This is a genomic window from Burkholderia cepacia, assembly GCF_001039005.1.
GTDB lineage: Bacteria > Pseudomonadota > Gammaproteobacteria > Burkholderiales > Burkholderiaceae > Burkholderia > Burkholderia theae.
This window is the reverse complement of the sequence record NZ_LDWR01000016.1, coordinates 1-17,835: the sequence shown is the minus strand read 5'-3', so window position 1 is coordinate 17,835 and position 17,835 is coordinate 1. Positions and strand designations below refer to the sequence as shown.

The 17,835-nt window shown below is 66.0% G+C and carries 20 protein-coding genes; 11 read left to right on the top strand and 9 right to left on the bottom strand.

Translation table 11 applies throughout. The annotated features are described in order from the left end of the window. Positions 1–184: 184 nt before the first annotated feature. Both VL15_RS09690 and VL15_RS09685 read right to left on the bottom strand, forming a co-directional pair. A complete protein-coding gene (locus VL15_RS09690; protein ID WP_048245258.1) occupies positions 185–982 on the bottom strand; it encodes a hypothetical protein in 798 nt (265 codons plus the stop codon). A 193-nt stretch (positions 983–1,175) separates the two neighbouring features. Further along, positions 1,176–2,069 carry a LysR substrate-binding domain-containing protein gene (locus tag VL15_RS09685; RefSeq protein WP_048245332.1) on the bottom strand — a complete coding sequence of 298 codons (894 nt, stop codon included), beginning with the start codon at positions 2,067–2,069 and terminating at the stop codon, positions 1,176–1,178. Between the two features lie 166 nt (positions 2,070–2,235). Between VL15_RS09685 and VL15_RS09680 the strand changes: the two genes are divergently transcribed. From VL15_RS09680 to VL15_RS41865, 4 genes are all read left to right on the top strand, one after another. After that, positions 2,236–2,781, top strand: a complete 546-nt coding sequence (locus VL15_RS09680) for a hypothetical protein (protein ID WP_048245257.1) — start codon at positions 2,236–2,238, stop codon at positions 2,779–2,781. A gap of 7 nt (positions 2,782–2,788) precedes the next feature. Beyond that, positions 2,789–3,115, top strand: a complete 327-nt coding sequence (locus tag VL15_RS09675; protein ID WP_048245256.1) for a tautomerase family protein — start codon at positions 2,789–2,791, stop codon at positions 3,113–3,115. 18 nt (positions 3,116–3,133) lie between these two features. After that, on the top strand, positions 3,134–3,979 hold the full coding sequence (locus VL15_RS09670; RefSeq protein WP_048245255.1) for an MBL fold metallo-hydrolase: 846 nt from the start codon (positions 3,134–3,136) through the stop codon (positions 3,977–3,979). A 187-nt stretch (positions 3,980–4,166) separates the two neighbouring features. Further along, positions 4,167–4,625 carry a hypothetical protein gene (locus VL15_RS41865; RefSeq protein ID WP_048245331.1) on the top strand — a complete coding sequence of 153 codons (459 nt, stop codon included), beginning with the start codon at positions 4,167–4,169 and terminating at the stop codon, positions 4,623–4,625. A 163-nt stretch (positions 4,626–4,788) separates the two neighbouring features. Here the strand turns inward: VL15_RS41865 and VL15_RS09660 are convergent, their stop codons facing one another. Together VL15_RS09660 and VL15_RS09655 are read right to left on the bottom strand one after the other, a co-directional pair. Beyond that, on the bottom strand, positions 4,789–5,172 hold the full coding sequence (locus VL15_RS09660) for a hypothetical protein (RefSeq protein WP_048245254.1): 384 nt from the start codon (positions 5,170–5,172) through the stop codon (positions 4,789–4,791). 132 nt (positions 5,173–5,304) lie between these two features. After that, entirely contained in the window at positions 5,305–6,081 is a 777-nt protein-coding gene (locus tag VL15_RS09655; protein WP_230684412.1) for an AraC family transcriptional regulator, read from the bottom strand. Between VL15_RS09655 and VL15_RS09650 the strand changes: the two genes are divergently transcribed. Continuing rightward, complete coding sequence (locus VL15_RS09650; RefSeq protein WP_419188656.1) at positions 6,076–7,089, top strand: SDR family oxidoreductase; 1,014 nt, start codon at positions 6,076–6,078, stop codon at positions 7,087–7,089. The two genes, VL15_RS09655 and VL15_RS09650, sit on opposite strands and share 6 nt — an antisense overlap. Positions 7,090–7,179: 90 nt before the next feature. Here VL15_RS09650 and VL15_RS09645 read toward each other — a convergent pair whose 3' ends face one another. The 5 genes from VL15_RS09645 to VL15_RS09625 form a co-directional block, all read right to left on the bottom strand. Beyond that, positions 7,180–8,652 (bottom strand): amidohydrolase family protein, encoded by a 1,473-nt coding sequence (locus tag VL15_RS09645; RefSeq protein ID WP_048245251.1) that lies wholly within the window; start codon positions 8,650–8,652, stop codon positions 7,180–7,182. A gap of 103 nt (positions 8,653–8,755) precedes the next feature. Continuing rightward, the gene (locus tag VL15_RS09640; RefSeq protein WP_048245250.1) at positions 8,756–10,234 is read right to left on the bottom strand and encodes a sodium:solute symporter family protein; all 1,479 of its coding nucleotides are present in this window, start codon (positions 10,232–10,234) and stop codon (positions 8,756–8,758) included. Then, a complete protein-coding gene (locus VL15_RS09635; protein ID WP_048245249.1) occupies positions 10,231–10,443 on the bottom strand; it encodes a DUF3311 domain-containing protein in 213 nt (70 codons plus the stop codon). The genes VL15_RS09640 and VL15_RS09635 overlap by 4 nt, the downstream gene beginning before the upstream one ends. Before the next feature lie 39 nt (positions 10,444–10,482). Continuing rightward, complete coding sequence (locus VL15_RS09630) at positions 10,483–11,610, bottom strand: porin (RefSeq protein ID WP_080970775.1); 1,128 nt, start codon at positions 11,608–11,610, stop codon at positions 10,483–10,485. Between the two features lie 306 nt (positions 11,611–11,916). After that, complete coding sequence (locus tag VL15_RS09625; protein WP_048245248.1) at positions 11,917–12,807, bottom strand: IclR family transcriptional regulator; 891 nt, start codon at positions 12,805–12,807, stop codon at positions 11,917–11,919. 294 nt (positions 12,808–13,101) lie between these two features. Between VL15_RS09625 and VL15_RS09620 the strand changes: the two genes are divergently transcribed. From VL15_RS09620 to VL15_RS41860, 6 genes are all read left to right on the top strand, one after another. Continuing rightward, positions 13,102–14,184 (top strand): ABC transporter ATP-binding protein, encoded by a 1,083-nt coding sequence (locus VL15_RS09620; RefSeq protein WP_048245247.1) that lies wholly within the window; start codon positions 13,102–13,104, stop codon positions 14,182–14,184. Continuing rightward, complete coding sequence (locus VL15_RS09615) at positions 14,185–15,162, top strand: ABC transporter permease (RefSeq protein WP_048245246.1); 978 nt, start codon at positions 14,185–14,187, stop codon at positions 15,160–15,162. Further along, a complete protein-coding gene (locus VL15_RS09610) occupies positions 15,159–15,953 on the top strand; it encodes an ABC transporter permease (protein ID WP_048245245.1) in 795 nt (264 codons plus the stop codon). Before VL15_RS09615 ends, VL15_RS09610 begins: the two co-directional genes overlap by 4 nt. Then, entirely contained in the window at positions 15,953–16,300 is a 348-nt protein-coding gene (locus tag VL15_RS09605; protein WP_048245244.1) for a (2Fe-2S)-binding protein, read from the top strand. Before VL15_RS09610 ends, VL15_RS09605 begins: the two co-directional genes overlap by 1 nt. Next, positions 16,297–17,736 carry an NAD(P)/FAD-dependent oxidoreductase gene (locus VL15_RS09600; protein WP_048245243.1) on the top strand — a complete coding sequence of 480 codons (1,440 nt, stop codon included), beginning with the start codon at positions 16,297–16,299 and terminating at the stop codon, positions 17,734–17,736. Before VL15_RS09605 ends, VL15_RS09600 begins: the two co-directional genes overlap by 4 nt. Beyond that, on the top strand, positions 17,729–17,835 hold a 107-nt coding region (locus VL15_RS41860; RefSeq protein ID WP_155420180.1), incomplete at its 3' end, for an FAD-dependent oxidoreductase. The genes VL15_RS09600 and VL15_RS41860, both read left to right, overlap by 8 nt.

Genomic DNA, 17,835 nt, shown 5'->3' with positions numbered 1-17,835 from the left:
CGAAGTGACGTATTTTACGGATAACCCTCGAATAGCGCCATTCGATATTTTCTTGCGAGATAGCCGATGGCGGACGTCGTCCGACCTGAATATTGCTTGTATGCCATCGAGGAAACGCGAGACGGCGGCAACGCCGGGAAGCGGCCGCAAAATACGACCGTCTCAACCGGCCTGCAGCTGAATGTCAGTGCCAGTCGCCAGCGAATCGACGCGGTTGATAAGTACCGTTGTTCCAGGTAAAACGCGCTGACTTGCCCGACGCAACCTTGCCCCTGGGGCGCACAAGCAGGTCATGGAACCCATTGGTCGTGTGAGGACTAAACGACAGCACGTAGTGAGCCTCCGTCGTGCTTTCCGCATCACACGCATCCTGTCGGGCATCGCTCGAATTCGTGCCCTTCCCGGCCTTCTTCTTCACGCAATCGCTAGCCTCATCCTTGTCATAGGTCGACCAATCCGTCAGCGCGGTGAAGATGGGCATCACGCGACCCTCTGCATAACGATACAAGCTCAGTATCTCGGTCGTATCGCTATGTGCGGTCGATGTGTAGTTGTTGTCGAAGCGGACGCCAAAGGCAGTTTCCCGGTCGCTGATTCGGTACGGGACGAGATCCATGGCAACCGATGCGTTCCACAATAGCGGCGACGTATCGACGCGCTCGCTTCGGTCACTCGCGAGCAGGCGGAATCCTTGCTCGTCGCGGGTCAGGATGCCTGTCCACAATGCCGCTTCGACGTCATCGTTCGGGTGCTGTACCAATGCGGCCACGACCCACAGCGGCCCTGACATGGATGGCCCATGCGCCCATGGCGCCAGCGCGAGACCCTTGACGCTTTCCGCCGGTGCCGGATTCTTGTCCATCAGGGTACGCAACGCGGCTTGCTGCTGATCCGTGTCGCGCACGTCGCTCACGCCGCTCTCGGCAAACGTGCAATTTGCAGCCAACGCGAGTATGAGCGCCAACGCCGTTTGTACGTACAAGTGGCGTTTCCTGCTTTTCCTTTCGCCTGGATATCGCTGCCGCGAGGATGATTCTTCTCCGCTTCGTTCCTGCCTGTTGATCAACATGGCTTGTGTATTCATCGGATGCCTAACTTCGAATCAGTTGCGTGCAGACTTTGTCGGGGTAACGGATCTCGCCGACTTCCATTGTCAATGACCGCCGGACATCGCTTCAAAGCGCCATTCCCCGGGCTTCATCAAGCATCCATTTCGCAAATGCCTGTAGCGGCCCTTCGCTCAACTCGATCGGCTCGGGAAGAACGAGGCAGAAGTTTTTGGCAATCGACTTGCCGTCTGGCCAGGGCGCGACCAGACGGCCTTGTTCAAGCTCGGTCTCGATGTAAAGACGCGGCACCAACGCAACGCCCAAACCAGCCAGCGCCGCTTCGATCAGCATGGAATGCAGATCGTAACGCGCGCCGACCGCCGAATTGGTCAGCGCGATGCCGGACTCCTGTGCATAAAGCTGCCACGCGTCCGGATTTTGTCGCCGGTGCAGGCGCGGCAACTCATCCAGCGATACGTTCGCACCGGCGCCTTCGAGGAGCGCCGGACTACAAACAGGCACCAGCACCTCCTCCAGCAGCTGATGCAGATGCATGCCCGCCCATGCCGGATGCTCGAAATGAATCGCCGCATCGAAACCGCTGCCGGCAAGCAGGAAGGGTTCCATCCGTTCGGCGATATGCACGGTAATGTTCGGATGCCTGTCCTGAAAGCGTTTCAGTCGCGGGATAAGCCAACGGGTGGCGAAGGTTGGAATGGCGGCGATATCGATGCTCGCGCCCTCGCTCGGCTGCCCCATCAGATACAGGCTGTCCCGTTCCAGCCGATCCAGAATCTCGCGAACCTGCCCCGCGTATCGCATGCCGTTGGGGGCGAGCCGCACCCGATTTCCCACGCGCTCGAACAGCGCGACACCCAGAAACGCCTCCAGTCGACCGATCTGGCGACTGACGGCACCCTCGGTCAGCGCCAGCTCCTCGGCCGCGCGGGCGAAGCTGCCGTGTCGAGCCGCGGCCTCGAAAGCCTGAAGCGCGGAATTGCTTGGAATCTTGCGTCGCATGAGGGTCTCGCCGGTGGGTATGCGCTCGACGTCAGCTTGATCAAAGATCACTGAAGGCTGACTTTATTTCGTTATCTACGCAGAAAACACCAGCCTACCATTACATTTTCGCAGCGACCATCGATCGTTCGCGGAAAAATACTCATCCGGCCCGAAGGATAATCTGATGATCTACACCGTGGAATGCAGCTTCGCCGACCCCGGCAGCGAAGCCGAATGGAACGACTTCTACAGCCTCGAAAAGCTGCCCGCCCTCATCTCGGTTACCGGCTTTCACACGTCGCAACGCTTCAAGGCGTTGAGCGACGGTTGCCCGGTCTACCTCGCCGTCCACACGATCGACGGTCCCGAGATCCTGACCGGTGATGAATATCGCCGGAAAGGCGGCGGCAATTTCGCCCGGTGGCAGCAACACATCACCGACTGGCATCGAAACCTGTACAGCGATATCGGCGTTGCGCCGGCGGTCGATGCGGACGAACGCCTCGCGCTGTGTGCAAGCGGCCCCGAACCGCTGATCCGGATGGGCGTCACGCCGCTGGCCATGCACGCGGTTGCGCTGGAGAAAAGCCCGGAACGCCGTTGGCTCGCCACGCTGCCTCGGCGAACCGCTCAGTTGGCCGAGAGCGTGCCCGAAGGCGTCCACCTCTACGCGCCGATGACGGAACAACTGACCCGCTTCCGCACCGTGTCGACCGAACAGGAACAATAGATCCGCGATGCCCAACGTCACCATCCATATCCCTGCGGGGCAAATGCCGTCGGACGAGCGGCTTGCCGAGCTGTCCGGCGACTGCGTCGAACTCTGCACGCGCGTCCTTGAAGCGACACTCAAGAACGTTCACGTCATCTTTGTCGAGGTTCGGCATGGGCACGGCCATCCCGTCTTCGCGGAAGTCCAGTATCGCGTCGAGACGTTTCGCACACCCGCGGTAATGGACCGGTTCATGGAAGCGCTGGAAAACGCCATCGTCCGCTGCACCGGTCTCACCGCGCGCATCCGTTGTTTCGGTCATGCCGCGTCGAACATTCACGCCCGAAATTAATCGGTCCGGAGAATCATTGTGTCCACCGCTACCTTTCCCAGTCAGCAAGCCGGCGATTTCACGATCACCGCGATCAGCGACGGTTACCTCACCGCCAGCCTCGACTTCCTGTCGAACCTCGACGCGCCCGACGCTTCCAGAATGCAGCGCGACGCCGGGCAGAACGAGCCCGCCGCGGTGCATATCAACTGCTACGTGGTACGCGGCGCAGGCCGCACGATTCTCATCGACGGTGGGGCCGGCGGGTTCAAGCAATGGGGCGGCCGCCTGCAGACCAACTTGTTGCTTGCCGGCATCGAGCCGTCCACGATCGACACGATCCTGCTCACGCACGCGCATCCCGACCATGTCGGCGGGCTGGTGAATACGGCCGGACAAGTGGCCTTTCCGAATGCGGAGCTCGTAGCACATCAACGCGAGGTCAAGTTCTGGCAGGACGACGGAAATCTGAGCCGTGCCGGCGAGCGGGCCCGCGGCAACTTCCTGATCGCGCGCCAGGTATTCGACGGCTACCGCGACAGGCTCCGTACATTCGATGACGGCGAAGTGCTGCCCGGCATCATGGCGATGTCGCTACCGGGACACACGGACGGGCACACCGGCTATCTCGTCGAATCCGGCGATCGCGGCCTGCTCGTGTGGGGGGATGTCGTTCATTTCCCTCACATCCAGATCAAACGGCCAGATGTATCGATCGCATTCGATCAAGATCCGTCGCTGGCAGCCACCACACGCTCGCGGCTGTTGGACCGGGTCAGTTCCGACGGACTTCTGATCGCCGGCATGCATCTGGGCGAACTCGGTTTCGCGCGAATCAAGCGAACGACGGGGGAATACGGTCTGTTTTACGAGACCGACGCGTGAACGTCCGGCCAACGACGCATGTGCAAGGCGGCTCGTGGCCGAATCCGAATGCGATGCCGATGTCCGGCGACACGTAAATGCCACACAACGCGCGAGTGCGTGTAGATTAGGACCTCGCTGCGACCCGTCGCTGTGTCTTCGAATCGGTCGCCATCCGAGTCAATCCTGAAGTTGCATGGGAGCCGGCATGAACACGAAGCACAGCAAGAAAGGTCATCTCGAAGCCGCGGCGTCGCACCACGAGCAGGCCGCGCGATATCACCGCGAGGCATCGCGGCATTTCGAGGACGGCAAGGACTTTGCCCACGCCGCCCATCAGGCGATGATCGCCCATGGTCACACGCTGCATGCGATCGATCAGGCACACGACGCCGGCGCGCACGGCGCCAATTCGCCATCCACCACGCCTTCGTCATCCGGCTCGAGCGCAAGTGCCGCGGACGTGGCCAAGCTTCATGCGGCGGCCGTCGAGCTTCACACGCAGGCGGCGCAGCACATGCGTCACGCGGTCAAGCTGTTCGACCAGGATCGCAGCGCGGCCTCGCACGACGCCCAGCTGGCGCTCGCCCTCGCACTGCGCGCGTTGTCCAATGAAAATGAAGCGGCCCGACTCTTCGTCAAGCTCACTGCCGGTGGTGCTGCGTGAATCGACGCTGATCGAATTCAGGCCAGTCACATCTCGTCTGGCTGGAGATTCGGTGTGACGCGGTATTCCTTTGCGCACGCCGCACGGCACCCGGTTGTCGCGCGGACCCACGGTCGTGGGCCGCCCGTATCGATCCGCGCAACACCCGTTATGGTGTAAGCGGCTAGGCCGTGCGTTCCAGCAGGTTGGTGGCGAACGACTTCGCATGCGCGACGGCTTCCTGCGCGTCGGGGAATACACCGAGCTGCTCCCAGTGCTCTTCGGCCGCGTACGTTCCCTTCACACCGAGCGCCCGCTGAACGCGCAATTGCGCGGCGTATCTGCCGTCCTCCAATGGTCGGGCAGTTGCGATCACCTTGTGCGGCAGATCGGATCGTTCCGGCTGAACCAGCTCGACCGGACCGCCGGGTGCGCCGACATCCTTCAACTCGTTTCTGGCATTGCAGTCGGGGCAGTAGAAGCACCACCCGTCGTCGTCCTGCCTGGACCTGACCTGACCGCGAGCCAGCACGGCACGACATTCAACGTTTTCGCAGATGAACGGCATAGCAGTCTCCGGAGTTGTTTGGTGGAAATCCTAGCATGTCCGCCGACGGCCAACCATCGGCAATGTTTCCGTACGTTGATGACGACGTGCCACCTCGTCATCTTGCGCCCGTGCTTCGGTGCGTCCTGATCGTCAAGCGAGCGCCAAGGCCTTTCGTTTTTCTGCGTCGCGCTTGGGTGGCGCGTTGAACAGCCGCCCGTACTCCCTGCTGAATTGCGACGGGCTTTCGTAGCCGACACGATACCCGGCTTCCGCCGCACCCAGTCCTTCCGCCAGCATCAGACGGCGCGCCTCCTGCAAACGGATCTGCGCACGAAAACGCAGCGGGCTCATGTGCGTGGCCGCCTTGAATTGCGCGTGGAAATTCGACACGCTCATGTCCGCGAGCGCGGCGAGTTCGTCGATGGCGAAATCTTCGGTGAAGTGCTGGCGAATGAACACGATCGCTCGCTGAATCCGGCTGATACGGCCGGTCTGATACGCAATCTGATGCAACATGCCGGCATGCGGCCCGCGCAACAGGCGATAGAGAATCTCGCGCTCGATCAGCGGCGCGAGCGCGGGCACGTCGTCCGGTGCGTCGAGCAGATGCAGCAGCCGCGTTGCCGCGTCGATCAGGTGCGGCGTCGCGGCTTCCACGACGATCGCGGGCGAAGCGCGCTCCGCGCCGCGATCGGGCTTCGCTGAATCGTGCATGAGCATGTCGGCGAGCGCCTGACGATTCAGCGGCAATCGCACGCTGAGATACGGCTTGTGCGCGCTGGCCTCGATCACCGCACCGATCACCGGCAAATCCAGGCCGACGATCAGGTAGTTCGACGGATCGTACTGATACGCGCGGCCGCCGACCACCGCACGCTTGCGCCCTTGCGCGACGATGCAGCAGGACGGTTCGTAGAGCGTATGCACGGGTTCCGTCGTGGCCGACGAGCGCAGCAGGCCCAGACCCTCAATTGCTGTGTCGACCGCGCCGTCCGCAGGCGCATGGCGCGCGATCAGCGCCGCGAGATCAGCGATTTTTTCCATGGTTCGAGTGTCGCATATCCGATCGTGACCGGCATCGCAGCCGCTGCATTTTCGGAGAATCGTGCAAGAAATGCGGACTTGCAAGATATCGGCCGCCGCCCCTTCCGCGCGATGCTGTCGGTTCTTCACCTGAACCGAGGAACGGATATGTCCAGCCACAACATCGAACAGAAAGTGGTCCTGATCACGGGCGCGAGCAGCGGCATCGGCGACGCCACCGCCCGCTATCTGGGCGCCCGCGGCGCCCGGCTCATGCTCGGCGCGCGTCGCACCGAACGTCTTGCTACCCTCGCCGGCGACATTCGTGCCAAGGGCGGCACCGCAGCGTGGCGCCCGCTCGACGTGACGCGTCGCGACGACAGCGTCGCCTTCGTCGAAGCCGCGCTCGCCGAGTATGGACGTATCGACGTCATCGTCAACAATGCGGGCGTCATGCCGCTGTCGCTGATGGCGTCGCTGAAAGTCGACGAATGGGACCGCATGGTCGACGTCAACATCAAGGGCGTGCTGTACGGCATCGCGGCCGTGCTGCCGGTGATGAATCGCCAGGGTTTCGGCCAGATCGTCAACGTATCGTCGATCGGCGGGTTGCGGGTGTCGCCGACCGCCGCCGTCTATTGCGCGACGAAGTATGCGGTGCGCGCGATCTCCGATGGCCTGCGGCAGGAGAACGACAAGCTGCGCGTCACGAGCATTTGTCCGGGCGTCGTCACGTCGGAGCTGGCCGACACCATCACGGACCCGGTCGCCGCGGACGCGATGGCGACGTACCGCAGTATCGCGCTCGAACCGGACGCGATCGCTGCGGCAATCGCGTATGCGATCGCCCAGCCCGCCGACGTCGACGTGAACGAGATCGTCGTGCGCCCGACTGCGACGATCACTGGTTGACGAAAGACCCGGAATCGAAAAAGGCCAGCCCCGATCGGGGCCGGCCTTGCCGGATTGCGCTACGTGAACCGCCGTCAGCGCGACAGTCACTCAATAGTGACTGCGCCCCCACAGCGTCGCCGGCTCGTCGAGCAGATGATGCAACCCGCTGCGTTCAATCACGCGTTCCGCGACTTCGTTCACCCGCTCGAGAATTGCGTTCTCGTCGACCGACAGCACCTTCCGATCTTCCATCAGCACGCGCCCGCCGACCATCGTCATGCACACGTCGGCCGCGTTCGCGAAACACGTGACGCGATACACGGGCATGTTCATCGGCATCATGTGCGGCCGGAACAGGTCGACGAGGATGACGTCGGCGAACTTGCCGGCTTCGAGCGAGCCGACTTCGTGATCGATCGACAGCGCCTTCGCCGCGTCGATCGTCACCATCTCCAGCACCTTGCCGTGCGGCAGCACGTCCGGGTCGCGGAAATGCCGACGGTGGTAATGCATGCACTGCCACATGTGGCGGAACATGTCGTAGCCGCGATCGGGCGCCGCGCCGTCCGACGCGATCGCCACCGTCACGCCCGCATCGATCAGTTCGGGCACCGGGCAGCGCCCGATGATCGACATGATCGCGCTCGGGTTGTGGACGATCGCGGTGCCCGTCTCCACGCAGGCGGCGATATCGTCGTCGGTCAGGTCGATGCTGTGCGACATGAACGACGTCGGGCCGAGCAGCCCGAGCTCGCGATGCGCGAACGCGAGCGTGCCGGCGCGGTGGCCGTCCTGCGTAAACGTCAGCTCGCGCTCGCGCGCCAGCGCGCCGTAGCGCGCGGCCTGATCGCGAAAGTCACGCTCGTACTGCGCGAGTTCCGGGTCGTGCTCGGGGCCGTACACGGGCAGCGTGAGCGCGATCCGGATCCGGCCGCCGGCGTCGCCGTGGCATGCGTCGATGATGTTCTTGCACACGTCGTACATCGTGTCGAAATCGATGTCGCGCGTGTCGCTGCCGTCCGGTGTGTGGCGCGTGTACGCACGCGGCGCGGGCGGACGCGACGGGCCGACCGCGACGATCGAGCGCGTGCCGGTACGCACGACCGCGTCGCAATGGCGCCGCGCGTACACCGGATCGTCGACGCGCATGATCGAGTTGCCGCCGCCGAGCAACGACACGCCCGTCGTCACGCCGGCCTTCAGCCGTTCGAGCGCGGCGAGATGCGATTCGGTCTCCCAGAACGCCTCGTCCGATGCGCGCGTGTAGATCGTCTCGGCCGCGGCCGACCACGCATCGCCGTCCGCGCCGCCGATCGTGCGCAGCATCGCGTGGCCCGCGTGCGCATGCGCGTCGATCAGCCCCGGCAGCACGGCCTTGCGGCGCGCGTCGATCGTGCGCGCGGCGCGATAGCGCGCCTGCAGTTCATCGGTGCCGCCCACGGCGACGATGCGATCGCCCTTCACGGCAACCGCGCCGTTGTCGATCACGCGCCGCTGCGGGTCCATCGTGATCACGCAGCCGTTCGCGATCAGGATGTCGATCGCTTCGCGCTGGTCCTCGCGTTTTACCTCGGTAGTCATCGCGTATTGTCCTGTTGTGATTCGGGAGGGTCATGACGCCGTCGAACGGCAAAGCCGCCGGTTGAGTGCCCGGCGGCTCGCTATCGTCATGACAAAGCAGCTGTCACGCGGAACCGACCGGCGCCGCGACACGGGCCTTCAGCTTGCGCTGCACCGCGCTGATCGCGATGAACACCACCGCGTTCACCGCGAGCGCGACGAGCCCGGGGTTGATCGACGTCAGCGTGTTCGACGCGCCGGGGAACAGCGACGCAAGCGTCACGCCGTAGTAGTTCGTCATCGCGATCACGATCGCACCGGCGACGATGCCCGCGAACGCGCCTTCACGCGTGCCGAACGGCCGCTTCAGGAAGCTCGACGCGAGCATCGGCACGAGCTGCGTGAGCAGGCTCGACGAGAAGATCGCGAGCGTGACGAAGGTCGCGCCACCGCGCAGCACGAAGTAGACAACCACCAGCGTGAAGATCGGCAACGCGATTCGCGCGACGCGCGTCACTTCGCGGTCGGTCGCGTTCGGCGCGAAGCCTTCGCGGTAGATGTTGCGTGCGATCGTCGTCGACGCGTTCAGCATGATCAGCGAGCCCGGCACCAGCGCGGTCAGCAAGCCCGTGCCGCCGACGATGCCGACGAACCACGCGGGGAAGGTCTGCTTCACGAGCCGCAGCAGCGCGAGATCGGTCTGCGCGCCTTCGAGCCCGTGCACGGTCATCACAGCCGCGAAGCCGACGAGGAACAGGAACGCGATCAGCACCTGGTACAGCGGCATCAGGATCACGTTGCGGCGCAGCGCGCGCTCGTCCTTCGCAACGTAGATCGCGGTGAAGCCGTGCGGATACAGGTAATAACCGAGCGACGTGAGCAGGATCGTCGAGTTGTACCAGCTCAGGTTGAAACCATGCTCGGGCATGCGCAGGAGTTCGGGATGCGCGGCGTCGAGCTTCGCGAACATCGCGCCGAGGCCGCCGTAATAATGCATCGGCAGGTACAGGCCGAGGAAGATCGCGATCGCGAGGATCAGCACGTCCTTGAAGATCGCGATGCTCGCCGACCCGTGGATGCCCGACACGACCATGTAGACGGCCATCAGCGTCGCGGCGATCCAGATCGCGGCGGCCTGCGGAATCAGCCCGTACGACATCTCCGACACGATCACGCCGAGCCCGCGCAACTGGATCATCAGCAGCGACACCATCGCGAACACCGCGACGAGCGACACCAGCACGCCGATCGCGCGGCTGTCGTACTTCGCCGCGAAATAATCGGCGAACGACACGAGGCCGCGCTCCTTCGCGTAGCGCCACACCGCCGGCAGCATCCAGTAGCCGATCACGAACGCGAGGCAGCCGTACGACAGGATGTAGAACGCCGGCACGCCCTTGCTGTAGGTCCAGCCGCTCGCACCGAGGAACGAGAACGTCGAAAACGCCTCGCCGGCCATCAGCAGGAACGTGAGCAGCGAGCCGAAGCCGCGCCCGCCGACCGCCCACTGTTCGAGCGTGAGCTTGCGGCCACGACGCGCCATCACGCCGATCGCGAGCGCGAACACGGCGAACGCCGCGATGATGATGATCGATGCGTTCATTGCGCGTCTCCCGTGCGGCCGTCACGGGCCGCGTCGCGCTCGTCGAGATGGAACAGGATCGCGAGGATCGCGGCCGTCGCCGCCATCCAGATCAGGTTCCAGACAAGCAGGAACGGCAGCCCGAACAACAGCGGCCGCACCTCGGCGATCGAGCCGCCCGTATACATCCCGACGAACGGCAACGACGCCAGCAACAGTTTGAATTTCATGTGAGCCTCCTCCGGAAGACGCGCGTGCGCATCAGGACATCAGAACTTCTGGCGGATGCCGACCACCACCGCCACTTGCGACGTCGTCGACGACGGGCTGTCGGTGCCGTCGATCCACGCCGTGCCGACCGACGACGACGCCTTTTGGTAGAAGCCGTTCACGTACACGTCGGTGCGCTTGGACAGCAGGTACTGCACGCCGGCCGACACCTGCTGGTAGTGGCCGCTGTCGCCGCCGCGCGCGACCTTCGTATACGTGTAGCCGGCCGCGGCCATCAGCGCGGGCGTCACCATGTAGCGCAGGCTGCCTTCGTAGTTGTTGAAGCGCAGCGCGCCGCCCGTCACCTGACCGAAGTTCGAGCCGGTGTACAGCAGCCCGAGCGTCGCCTGCCCGATCGCGTAGCTGCCGCCCGCGCCCCAGATCTGCTGGCGCACCGCGCTCGACAGGCTCGCGCCGAACACCGACGCCGACGACGGGTAGTAGTTGTCGGAGGCGACGGCGCCCGCGGCGCTGCTCGCCGGATGATTCACGCGCGCATACGCGGCGCCTGCATTGAGCGGCCCGTTCGCGTACGTGACACCCGCGCTCCAGCTGTTGTCGTTCGCGAAGCCGGTCGAGTTCGAGAAGCCGTACACCAGGTTCGCCTGCAGCCCCGCGATCGTCGGCGACACGTACTTGACCGCGTTGTTGAGACGGAACGTGTTGTTGATGTCGTCGTTGTCGAACGGGTGCGTCGAGTTCTGCACGAGGAAGCTGCTCATCTGCAGCGAGCCGAGGATGTCCTGCGTCGAGTTGTACTGGCGGCCGAGCGTCACCGCGCCCCAGTTCGCGCCGCTCAGGCCAACCCACGCCGAGCGGCCGAACATCCGGCCGCCCTGGCCGAGCGCGCCGTTCGCGACGTTGAAGCCGTTCTCGAGCCGAAAGTTCGCCTTCAGGCCACCGCCGAGATCCTCGGAGCCGATCAAGCCCCAGCGCGGGCCCGATTCGTTGCCGCCCGTGAACTGCCACAGCGCATGGCCCTTCGCGTTGTTCGTGTAGGTCACGCCCGCGTCGACGATGCCGTACAGCGTCACCGTCGACTGCGCATGCGCGGCGCCGGCAAACAGCATCGCGATCGCGGCGCCCACGCTTGCGGCGCACGTCTTTCCACCCTTCATTTGCATCATCTCCGTCGTCTCCGCTCCAAACCTGCTCATTGATGTCGTGTTGTGTTTTGTTGGTCCTGCCATGCATCCCGATCGCGTTGCATCGAGTTGTCTAGACAGTCGCTGGATGGTATCCAGCCGCAATCACATCAAGAAATGAAATGTTCAACTGGCCAGCAGTTGAAAATCGAATGGAGGGGAAACGCGCGGGGCCTATGCGACCCCGCAAGACAAACGAAAGTGAACAGGCCCGCTGGACGGGGCCCGATTTGCTCAGACGTGAATGGCTCGCGTAAGCAAGCTGACGGAACGGCGCGCGCGCCGCGCCTATGCGGTTTTCCCTGAGAGCCCGTGCATCGGCCGGCGCAGCGCGGCGTCGAACGGGTTGGTGCGCGGCCCGATCGCGTCGGCCTGACGTCGCAGCAGTTCGACGACCATCGGCATCCGGTCGTCGCCGAGGCGCGACGCGAGCGTGCCGACGCTCAGCGCGCCGACCGGATAACCGGTGCGATCGAGAATCGGCACCGCGACGCCGGCCATGCCGTCGAGCACGCCGCTGTTGCGGCCCGCGTAGCCGAGCTGCCGCACGCGTTCGATCTCGGTGCGCAGGTACACCTCGTCAAGCACGCCATAGCCGCGAATGCGCGGCACGTTGAAGCGGATCACTTCCTCGCGTTCGGCTTCCGGCAGGAACGCGAGGATCGCGAGGCTGCCCTGCCCGACGCCGAGCGCGATGCGCCCGCCGATATCGCCGGTGAACGAGCGGATCGGGAACGGCCCTTCGCACAGGTCGAGACACACCGCGTCGAAGCCGCTCTTCACGAGCAGGAAGATGGTTTCGCCGAGGCTTGCGCACAGCCGCAGCAGCGCGGGGCGGCACAGCGTGCGCATGCTGCTCGGGTTGCCGGCCAGCGCGGCGAGCGCGAAGAAATCAACGCTCAGCCGGTACAGCTTCGACTGCTCGTCCTGCTCGACCATCCCTTCGGCGATCAGCGACTGCAGGATCCGGTGCGCGGTGCCCTGCGTGAGGCCGACGGCCTTCGCGAGGTGCGTGACGCGCACGCCGTCCTGCTGCATGCCGGCCAGCGCGCGCAGGATCGCGAACGCGCGCTGCAGCATGCCGGTGCCCGGCGCGCCGGCCGGATCGGCGTCCTCGTCGGCGCCGGGTGCGCGCGCGGCGGGCGTGCCGCGCATTCCGGACGAAAGGGGTTCCTGCATGCCGGCTCTCCTCAACAATTTCATTGAACGGAATACGTCAGCCGCCATTGTCGTCCGGCCGAAATTCGCCGGGCATCCGGGTGTGCACGGGATTGACGCGTGCATTTCGCGGTCCGGTCACCCTTCATTCAACGGAACGATTTGCATGCGATTCGTCGATCCATTCCGATCATCGGAATTTTTCTGAAATTCATCCCGTTGATCAGAATTCGAAATTGACGCGCCGAAATATGGCTGGCTAGAGTCCGCGTCATTGGTGCACCGGCCACTCGGTGTGCGAACCCGGAGCTCCCCATGTCGTTTCTCACGCTGTCGGATCTGACGAAAACCTTCGGCGACCTCACCGCCGTCGCCGACGTCAACCTGTCGGTCGAACAAGGCGAATTCGTGTCGCTGCTCGGGCCGTCGGGCTGCGGCAAGACCACGACGCTGCAGATGATCGCCGGCTTCGTCGACGTCACGCGCGGCCGCATCGCGCTCGACGGGCAGGACATCACGCACCTGAAGCCGAACCGCCGCGGGCTCGGCATCGTGTTCCAGAGCTATGCGCTGTTTCCGCACATGAGCGTCGCGGAGAACGTCGGCTTCGGCCTCGACATGCGCGGCGTCGACAAGGCCGAGCGCGCCGAGCGCATCCGCGCGGCGCTCGCGCTGGTGCGCCTCGATGCGCTCGCGCACCGCTTTCCGCGCGAGCTGTCGGGCGGCCAGCGGCAGCGCGTCGCGATCGCGCGCGCGGTCGTGATCGAGCCGCCGGTGCTGCTGCTCGACGAACCGATGTCGAACCTCGACGCGAAGCTGCGCGAGGACATGCAGTTCGAGCTGCGCGCGATCCAGCGCAAGATCGGCACGACGACGATCATGGTCACGCACGATCAATCGGAAGCGCTGTCGATCAGCGACCGCGTGGTCGTGATGGAAGCCGGTCGCATCACGCAGACCGACACGCCGTACCGCGCGTACGAGCGCCCGGAAAACCGCTTCGTGTCGCAGTTCATCGGCAAGGCGAACCTGCTGCCCGGCACGATCGTCGCGCACGACGGCGACGCGATCCGCATCGACCTCGGACACGATCTTGCCGAGACGGGCCGCACCGCGCACCTGCCGCCGCGCGAACGCGACGTGCGCGTCGGCGATGCCGTATCGGTCTGCATCCGTCCCGAGAAGCTGCGGCTGTGCGCACCCGATGCCGGCCGCTTCGCCGCGACGGTGACGAGCCGCTTCTTCCTCGGCAGCCAGTGGCTGTACCGCGTCGACAGCGCACTCGGCGAAGTGCTGGTGTGCTGCCAGAACGAAGGCGCGGAGCCGCTCGCGGAAGGCGCGCCGGTCGGCATCGACTGGCACAGCGATGCGGTGCGCGTGATGCGCCGGGAGGCCTGAATGCGACAGCCTTCCCGCCCGCTGCCCACCGACGGCGCAACGGCCGGCCTCGCGCGGCCGGCCGCGCCCGACACCGTGCCGGCCCCTGCCGCCACCGGGCACACGAAACGCGCGACATGGCGCGCGCATGCGCCGCTGTGGCTGATGTGCGCACCCGCGTTCGCGCTGTTCGCCGCGCTCGTGCTCGTGCCGCTCGCGATGACGCTCATGCTGACGGTCTACCGCTACGACCCGGCCACCGGCCCGATCGCCGCGTTCCAGTTCGGCAATTACGCGGAAGTGCTCGGCTCGTCGTACTTCCACACGATCTTCGCGCGCACGTTCGGGATCGCCGCGCTGACGACCGCGATCTGCGTCGCGATCGGCACGCCGGAAGCGTACGTGCTGTCGAAGATGCGCGACCCGTGGCGCTCGCTGTTCCTGCTCGCGATCCTCGCGCCGCTGCTCGTGTCGGTCGTCGTGCGCGCGTTCGGCTGGAGCATGCTGCTGAACACGAGCGGGCTCGTGAACCAGGCGTTCGGGCTCGTCGGCCTCGGGCCCTTCAAGCTCGAATACACGACCTTCGCGATCGTGATCGCGCTGGTGCACGTGATGCTGCCGTTCATGGTGATTCCGGTGTGGACCGCGCTGCAACGGCTCGATCCGCAGACCGAGCACGCGGCGCTGTCGCTCGGCGCGTCGCCGTTCACGACGCTGCGCCGCATCGTGCTACCGCAGCTGATGCCCGGCGTGCTGTCGGGCAGCCTGATGGTGTTCGGGCTGTCGGCGAGCGCGTTCGCGATTCCCGGCCTGCTCGGCGGACGCCGGCTGAAGGTCGCGGCCACGGCCGTCTACGACGAATTCCTCGGCTCGCTGAACTGGCCGCTCGGCGCGACGATCGCGGTGTTGCTGCTGGTCGCGAACCTCGTCGTGATGCTCACTTACTACCGCGTGCTCGAACGCCGCTACGCGCGCAGCCTCGGAGGCGCATCGCGATGAGAAAGAACGGCCCCTTCGCCCTTGCGTTCCACACGCTCGTGATCCTGTTCGTGCTCGCGCCGCTCGCGATCGTCGTGCTGGTTGCGTTCACCCCCGACGAAACGCTGACGTTGCCGACCCACGGGCTGTCGCTGCGCTGGTTCCGCGCGATCCTCGACTATCCCGACTTCGTCACCGCGTTCTTCAACAGCGTGAAGCTCGCGTTTGCATCGGCGACGCTGTCGCTCGCGATCGCGCTGCCGGCGGGCCTCGCCATCGGCCGCGCGGCGTTTCCCGGCCGCGCGTTCCTGAACGGCCTGCTGCTGTCGCCGCTCGTGATCCCCGGCCTCGTGCTCGGCATCGCGCTGCTGCGCTTCTTCGCGCTGATCGGCGCGACCGGCTCGTTCGCGTGGCTCGTGCTCGCGCACATGATCGTCATCACGCCGTTCGTGATGCGGCTCGTGCTCGCGTCCGTCGCGGGCCTCGACCGCAGCATCGAGCAGGCCGCGTGCTCGCTCGGCGCGGACCCGTGGACGACGTTCCGCCGCATCACGCTGCCGATGATCGTGCCCGGCATCACGGGCGGCTGGCTGCTCGCGTTCATCAACAGCTTCGACGAGCTGACGATGTCGATCTTCGTCACGTCGCCGCAGACGGTCACGCTGCCCGTGCGCATGTACATGTACGCGACCGAGTCGATCGACCCGATGATGGCGTCGGTGTCGGCGCTCGTCATCTTCATCACCGCCGGCGCGATGCTGCTGCTCGATCGCGTGTACGGCCTGAACCGCATCCTGATCGGCCAACACTGATGTCGACTCCCGTTTCCCGTTCCCCCATCGACCCGGCCGACGGCGCGCAGTTCGTGCGCGTCGCCGAGCGCGAGCGCGCCGCCGTTGCGTTCACGCTCGACGGCCGCCCCGCGCACGCGCTCGCCGGCGACACCGTGCTCACCGCGATTCTCGTCGCGCAGCGCCGCGTGCGCGTCAGCGAATTCAGCGGCCTGCCGCGCGCGGGCTTCTGCCTGATCGGCGCATGCCAGGACTGCTGGGTGCGCACCGAGGCCGGCGCGCGCTTGCGCGCGTGCTCGACGCCCATCGCCGAAGGCATGCGAATTCTCACCGGCGCGCAGCCGGCCTCGACCGGAGACACGCAATGACCGCCGCACTGCAACCGGTGATCGTCGGCGCGGGCCCGGCCGGCGTGCGCGCTGCAGAGGCGCTGGTCGACGCGGGGCTGCGCCCGGTCGTGATCGACGAGAACGCACGCTGGGGCGGGCAGATCTACCGGCAACCGCCGGCCGGCGGCGCGTTCGCACGCGGCAAGCGCACGCTGTACGGTTTCGAGGCCGCGAAAGCCGACGCCGTGCACCGGACGATGGCCGCGCTGCTGCCGCACGTCGACTACCGGCCGGACACGCTTGCGTGGGCGTGCGGCGCGGGCCGCGTCGATACGCTGCAGGACGGCCACGAAGTGACCGTGCCCTACTCGCACCTGATCGTCGCGAGCGGCGCGACCGACCGCATGCTGCCCGTGCCCGGCTGGACGCTCGCGGGCGTCTATACGCTCGGCGGCGCGCAGGTCGCATTGAAGGCGCAGGGCTGCGCGATCGGCCGGCGCATCGTGTTCGCCGGCACGGGGCCGCTGCTTTACCTCGTCGCGTACCAGTACGCGAAGGCCGGCGCGCAGGTCGCGGCCGTGCTCGACACGAGCCCGCTGCGCCGCCAGGCCGCCGCCGCGCCCGCGCTGCTGCGCATGCCGTCGACCTTCGCGAAAGGGCTCTATTACATCGGCTGGCTGCGCGCGCACGGCGTGGCGATCGAAACGGGCGTCACGCTCGAACGCGTGCTCGGCGAACAGCATGTGACGGGGCTCGCATGGCGCGCGGCCGGTGACGATGCACAGCTGCATGTGCTCGACTGCGATGCGCTCGGTCTCGGCTTCGGCCTGCGTTCGGAAACGCAGCTCGCGGATCTCGCCGGCTGCCGGTTCGGTTTCGATCCGGTCAATCGCGCGTGGCTGCCCGAGCGCGACGCGGCCGGCCGCACGTCGGTGCGCGGCATCTACGTCGCGGGCGACGGTGCGGGCATCGCCGGTGCCGACGCAGCCGAAGCGTCGGGCCGCCGCGCGGCGCTCGCACTGCTCGATGATGCCGGCATCGCGACGCCGTCGCCATCGCCGTCCGGCAAACCCGATGCGGCGACGCTGGAACGCACGCTCGCGCGCGTCGGCGCATTCCGCGCGGGCCTCGAAGCGGCGTTTGCACCGCCCGACGGGCTGGTCGCGCGCTGCCCCGACGACACGATCGTGTGCCGCTGCGAGGAGATCGACGCGGGCACGCTGCGGCGCTGCATCCGCGCCGGCGCGGCGACCGAACTCAACCGTCTGAAGGCGCTGACACGCGTCGGGATGGGCCGCTGCCAGGGCCGCATGTGCGGCGACGCGGCCGCGCTCGTGCTGGCCGCCGAAACCGGCCGCCCGCTCGCCGATGTCGGCCGGTTGCGCGCGCAACCGCCGGTGAAGCCGTTCCCGATCTCGGCCGCGCTCGCGGGCGACGACGTCGCGGCGATTCCCGACGAGGCACGCGATGAGTGATGCCCGTCATTACGACGTCGCGATCGTCGGCGGCGGCCTCGTCGGCGCGTCGGCCGCGCTCGCGCTGGCACGCCGCGGCCTGCGCGTCGGGCTGTTCGA

Excerpts from the sequence above, each read along its gene's own strand:
- VL15_RS09615 (WP_048245246.1), top strand. The coding sequence starts at position 14,185 with ATGCGACAGCCTTCCCGCCCGCTGCCCACCGACGGCGCAACGGCCGGC.
- VL15_RS09605 (WP_048245244.1), top strand. The coding sequence starts at position 15,953 with ATGTCGACTCCCGTTTCCCGTTCCCCCATCGACCCGGCCGACGGCGCG.
- VL15_RS09620 (WP_048245247.1), top strand. The coding sequence starts at position 13,102 with ATGTCGTTTCTCACGCTGTCGGATCTGACGAAAACCTTCGGCGACCTC.
- VL15_RS09640 (WP_048245250.1), bottom strand. The coding sequence starts at position 10,234 with ATGAACGCATCGATCATCATCATCGCGGCGTTCGCCGTGTTCGCGCTC.
- VL15_RS09600 (WP_048245243.1), top strand. The coding sequence starts at position 16,297 with ATGACCGCCGCACTGCAACCGGTGATCGTCGGCGCGGGCCCGGCCGGC.
- VL15_RS09630 (WP_080970775.1), bottom strand. The coding sequence starts at position 11,610 with ATGATGCAAATGAAGGGTGGAAAGACGTGCGCCGCAAGCGTGGGCGCC.
- VL15_RS09635 (WP_048245249.1), bottom strand. The coding sequence starts at position 10,443 with ATGAAATTCAAACTGTTGCTGGCGTCGTTGCCGTTCGTCGGGATGTAT.
- VL15_RS09650 (WP_419188656.1), top strand. The coding sequence starts at position 6,076 with ATGCACGGGTTCCGTCGTGGCCGACGAGCGCAGCAGGCCCAGACCCTC.
- VL15_RS09685 (WP_048245332.1), bottom strand. The coding sequence starts at position 2,069 with ATGCGACGCAAGATTCCAAGCAATTCCGCGCTTCAGGCTTTCGAGGCC.
- VL15_RS09660 (WP_048245254.1), bottom strand. The coding sequence starts at position 5,172 with ATGCCGTTCATCTGCGAAAACGTTGAATGTCGTGCCGTGCTGGCTCGC.
- VL15_RS09675 (WP_048245256.1), top strand. The coding sequence starts at position 2,789 with ATGCCCAACGTCACCATCCATATCCCTGCGGGGCAAATGCCGTCGGAC.
- VL15_RS09610 (WP_048245245.1), top strand. The coding sequence starts at position 15,159 with ATGAGAAAGAACGGCCCCTTCGCCCTTGCGTTCCACACGCTCGTGATC.
- VL15_RS09645 (WP_048245251.1), bottom strand. The coding sequence starts at position 8,652 with ATGACTACCGAGGTAAAACGCGAGGACCAGCGCGAAGCGATCGACATC.
- VL15_RS41865 (WP_048245331.1), top strand. The coding sequence starts at position 4,167 with ATGAACACGAAGCACAGCAAGAAAGGTCATCTCGAAGCCGCGGCGTCG.
- VL15_RS09625 (WP_048245248.1), bottom strand. The coding sequence starts at position 12,807 with ATGCAGGAACCCCTTTCGTCCGGAATGCGCGGCACGCCCGCCGCGCGC.
- VL15_RS09680 (WP_048245257.1), top strand. The coding sequence starts at position 2,236 with ATGATCTACACCGTGGAATGCAGCTTCGCCGACCCCGGCAGCGAAGCC.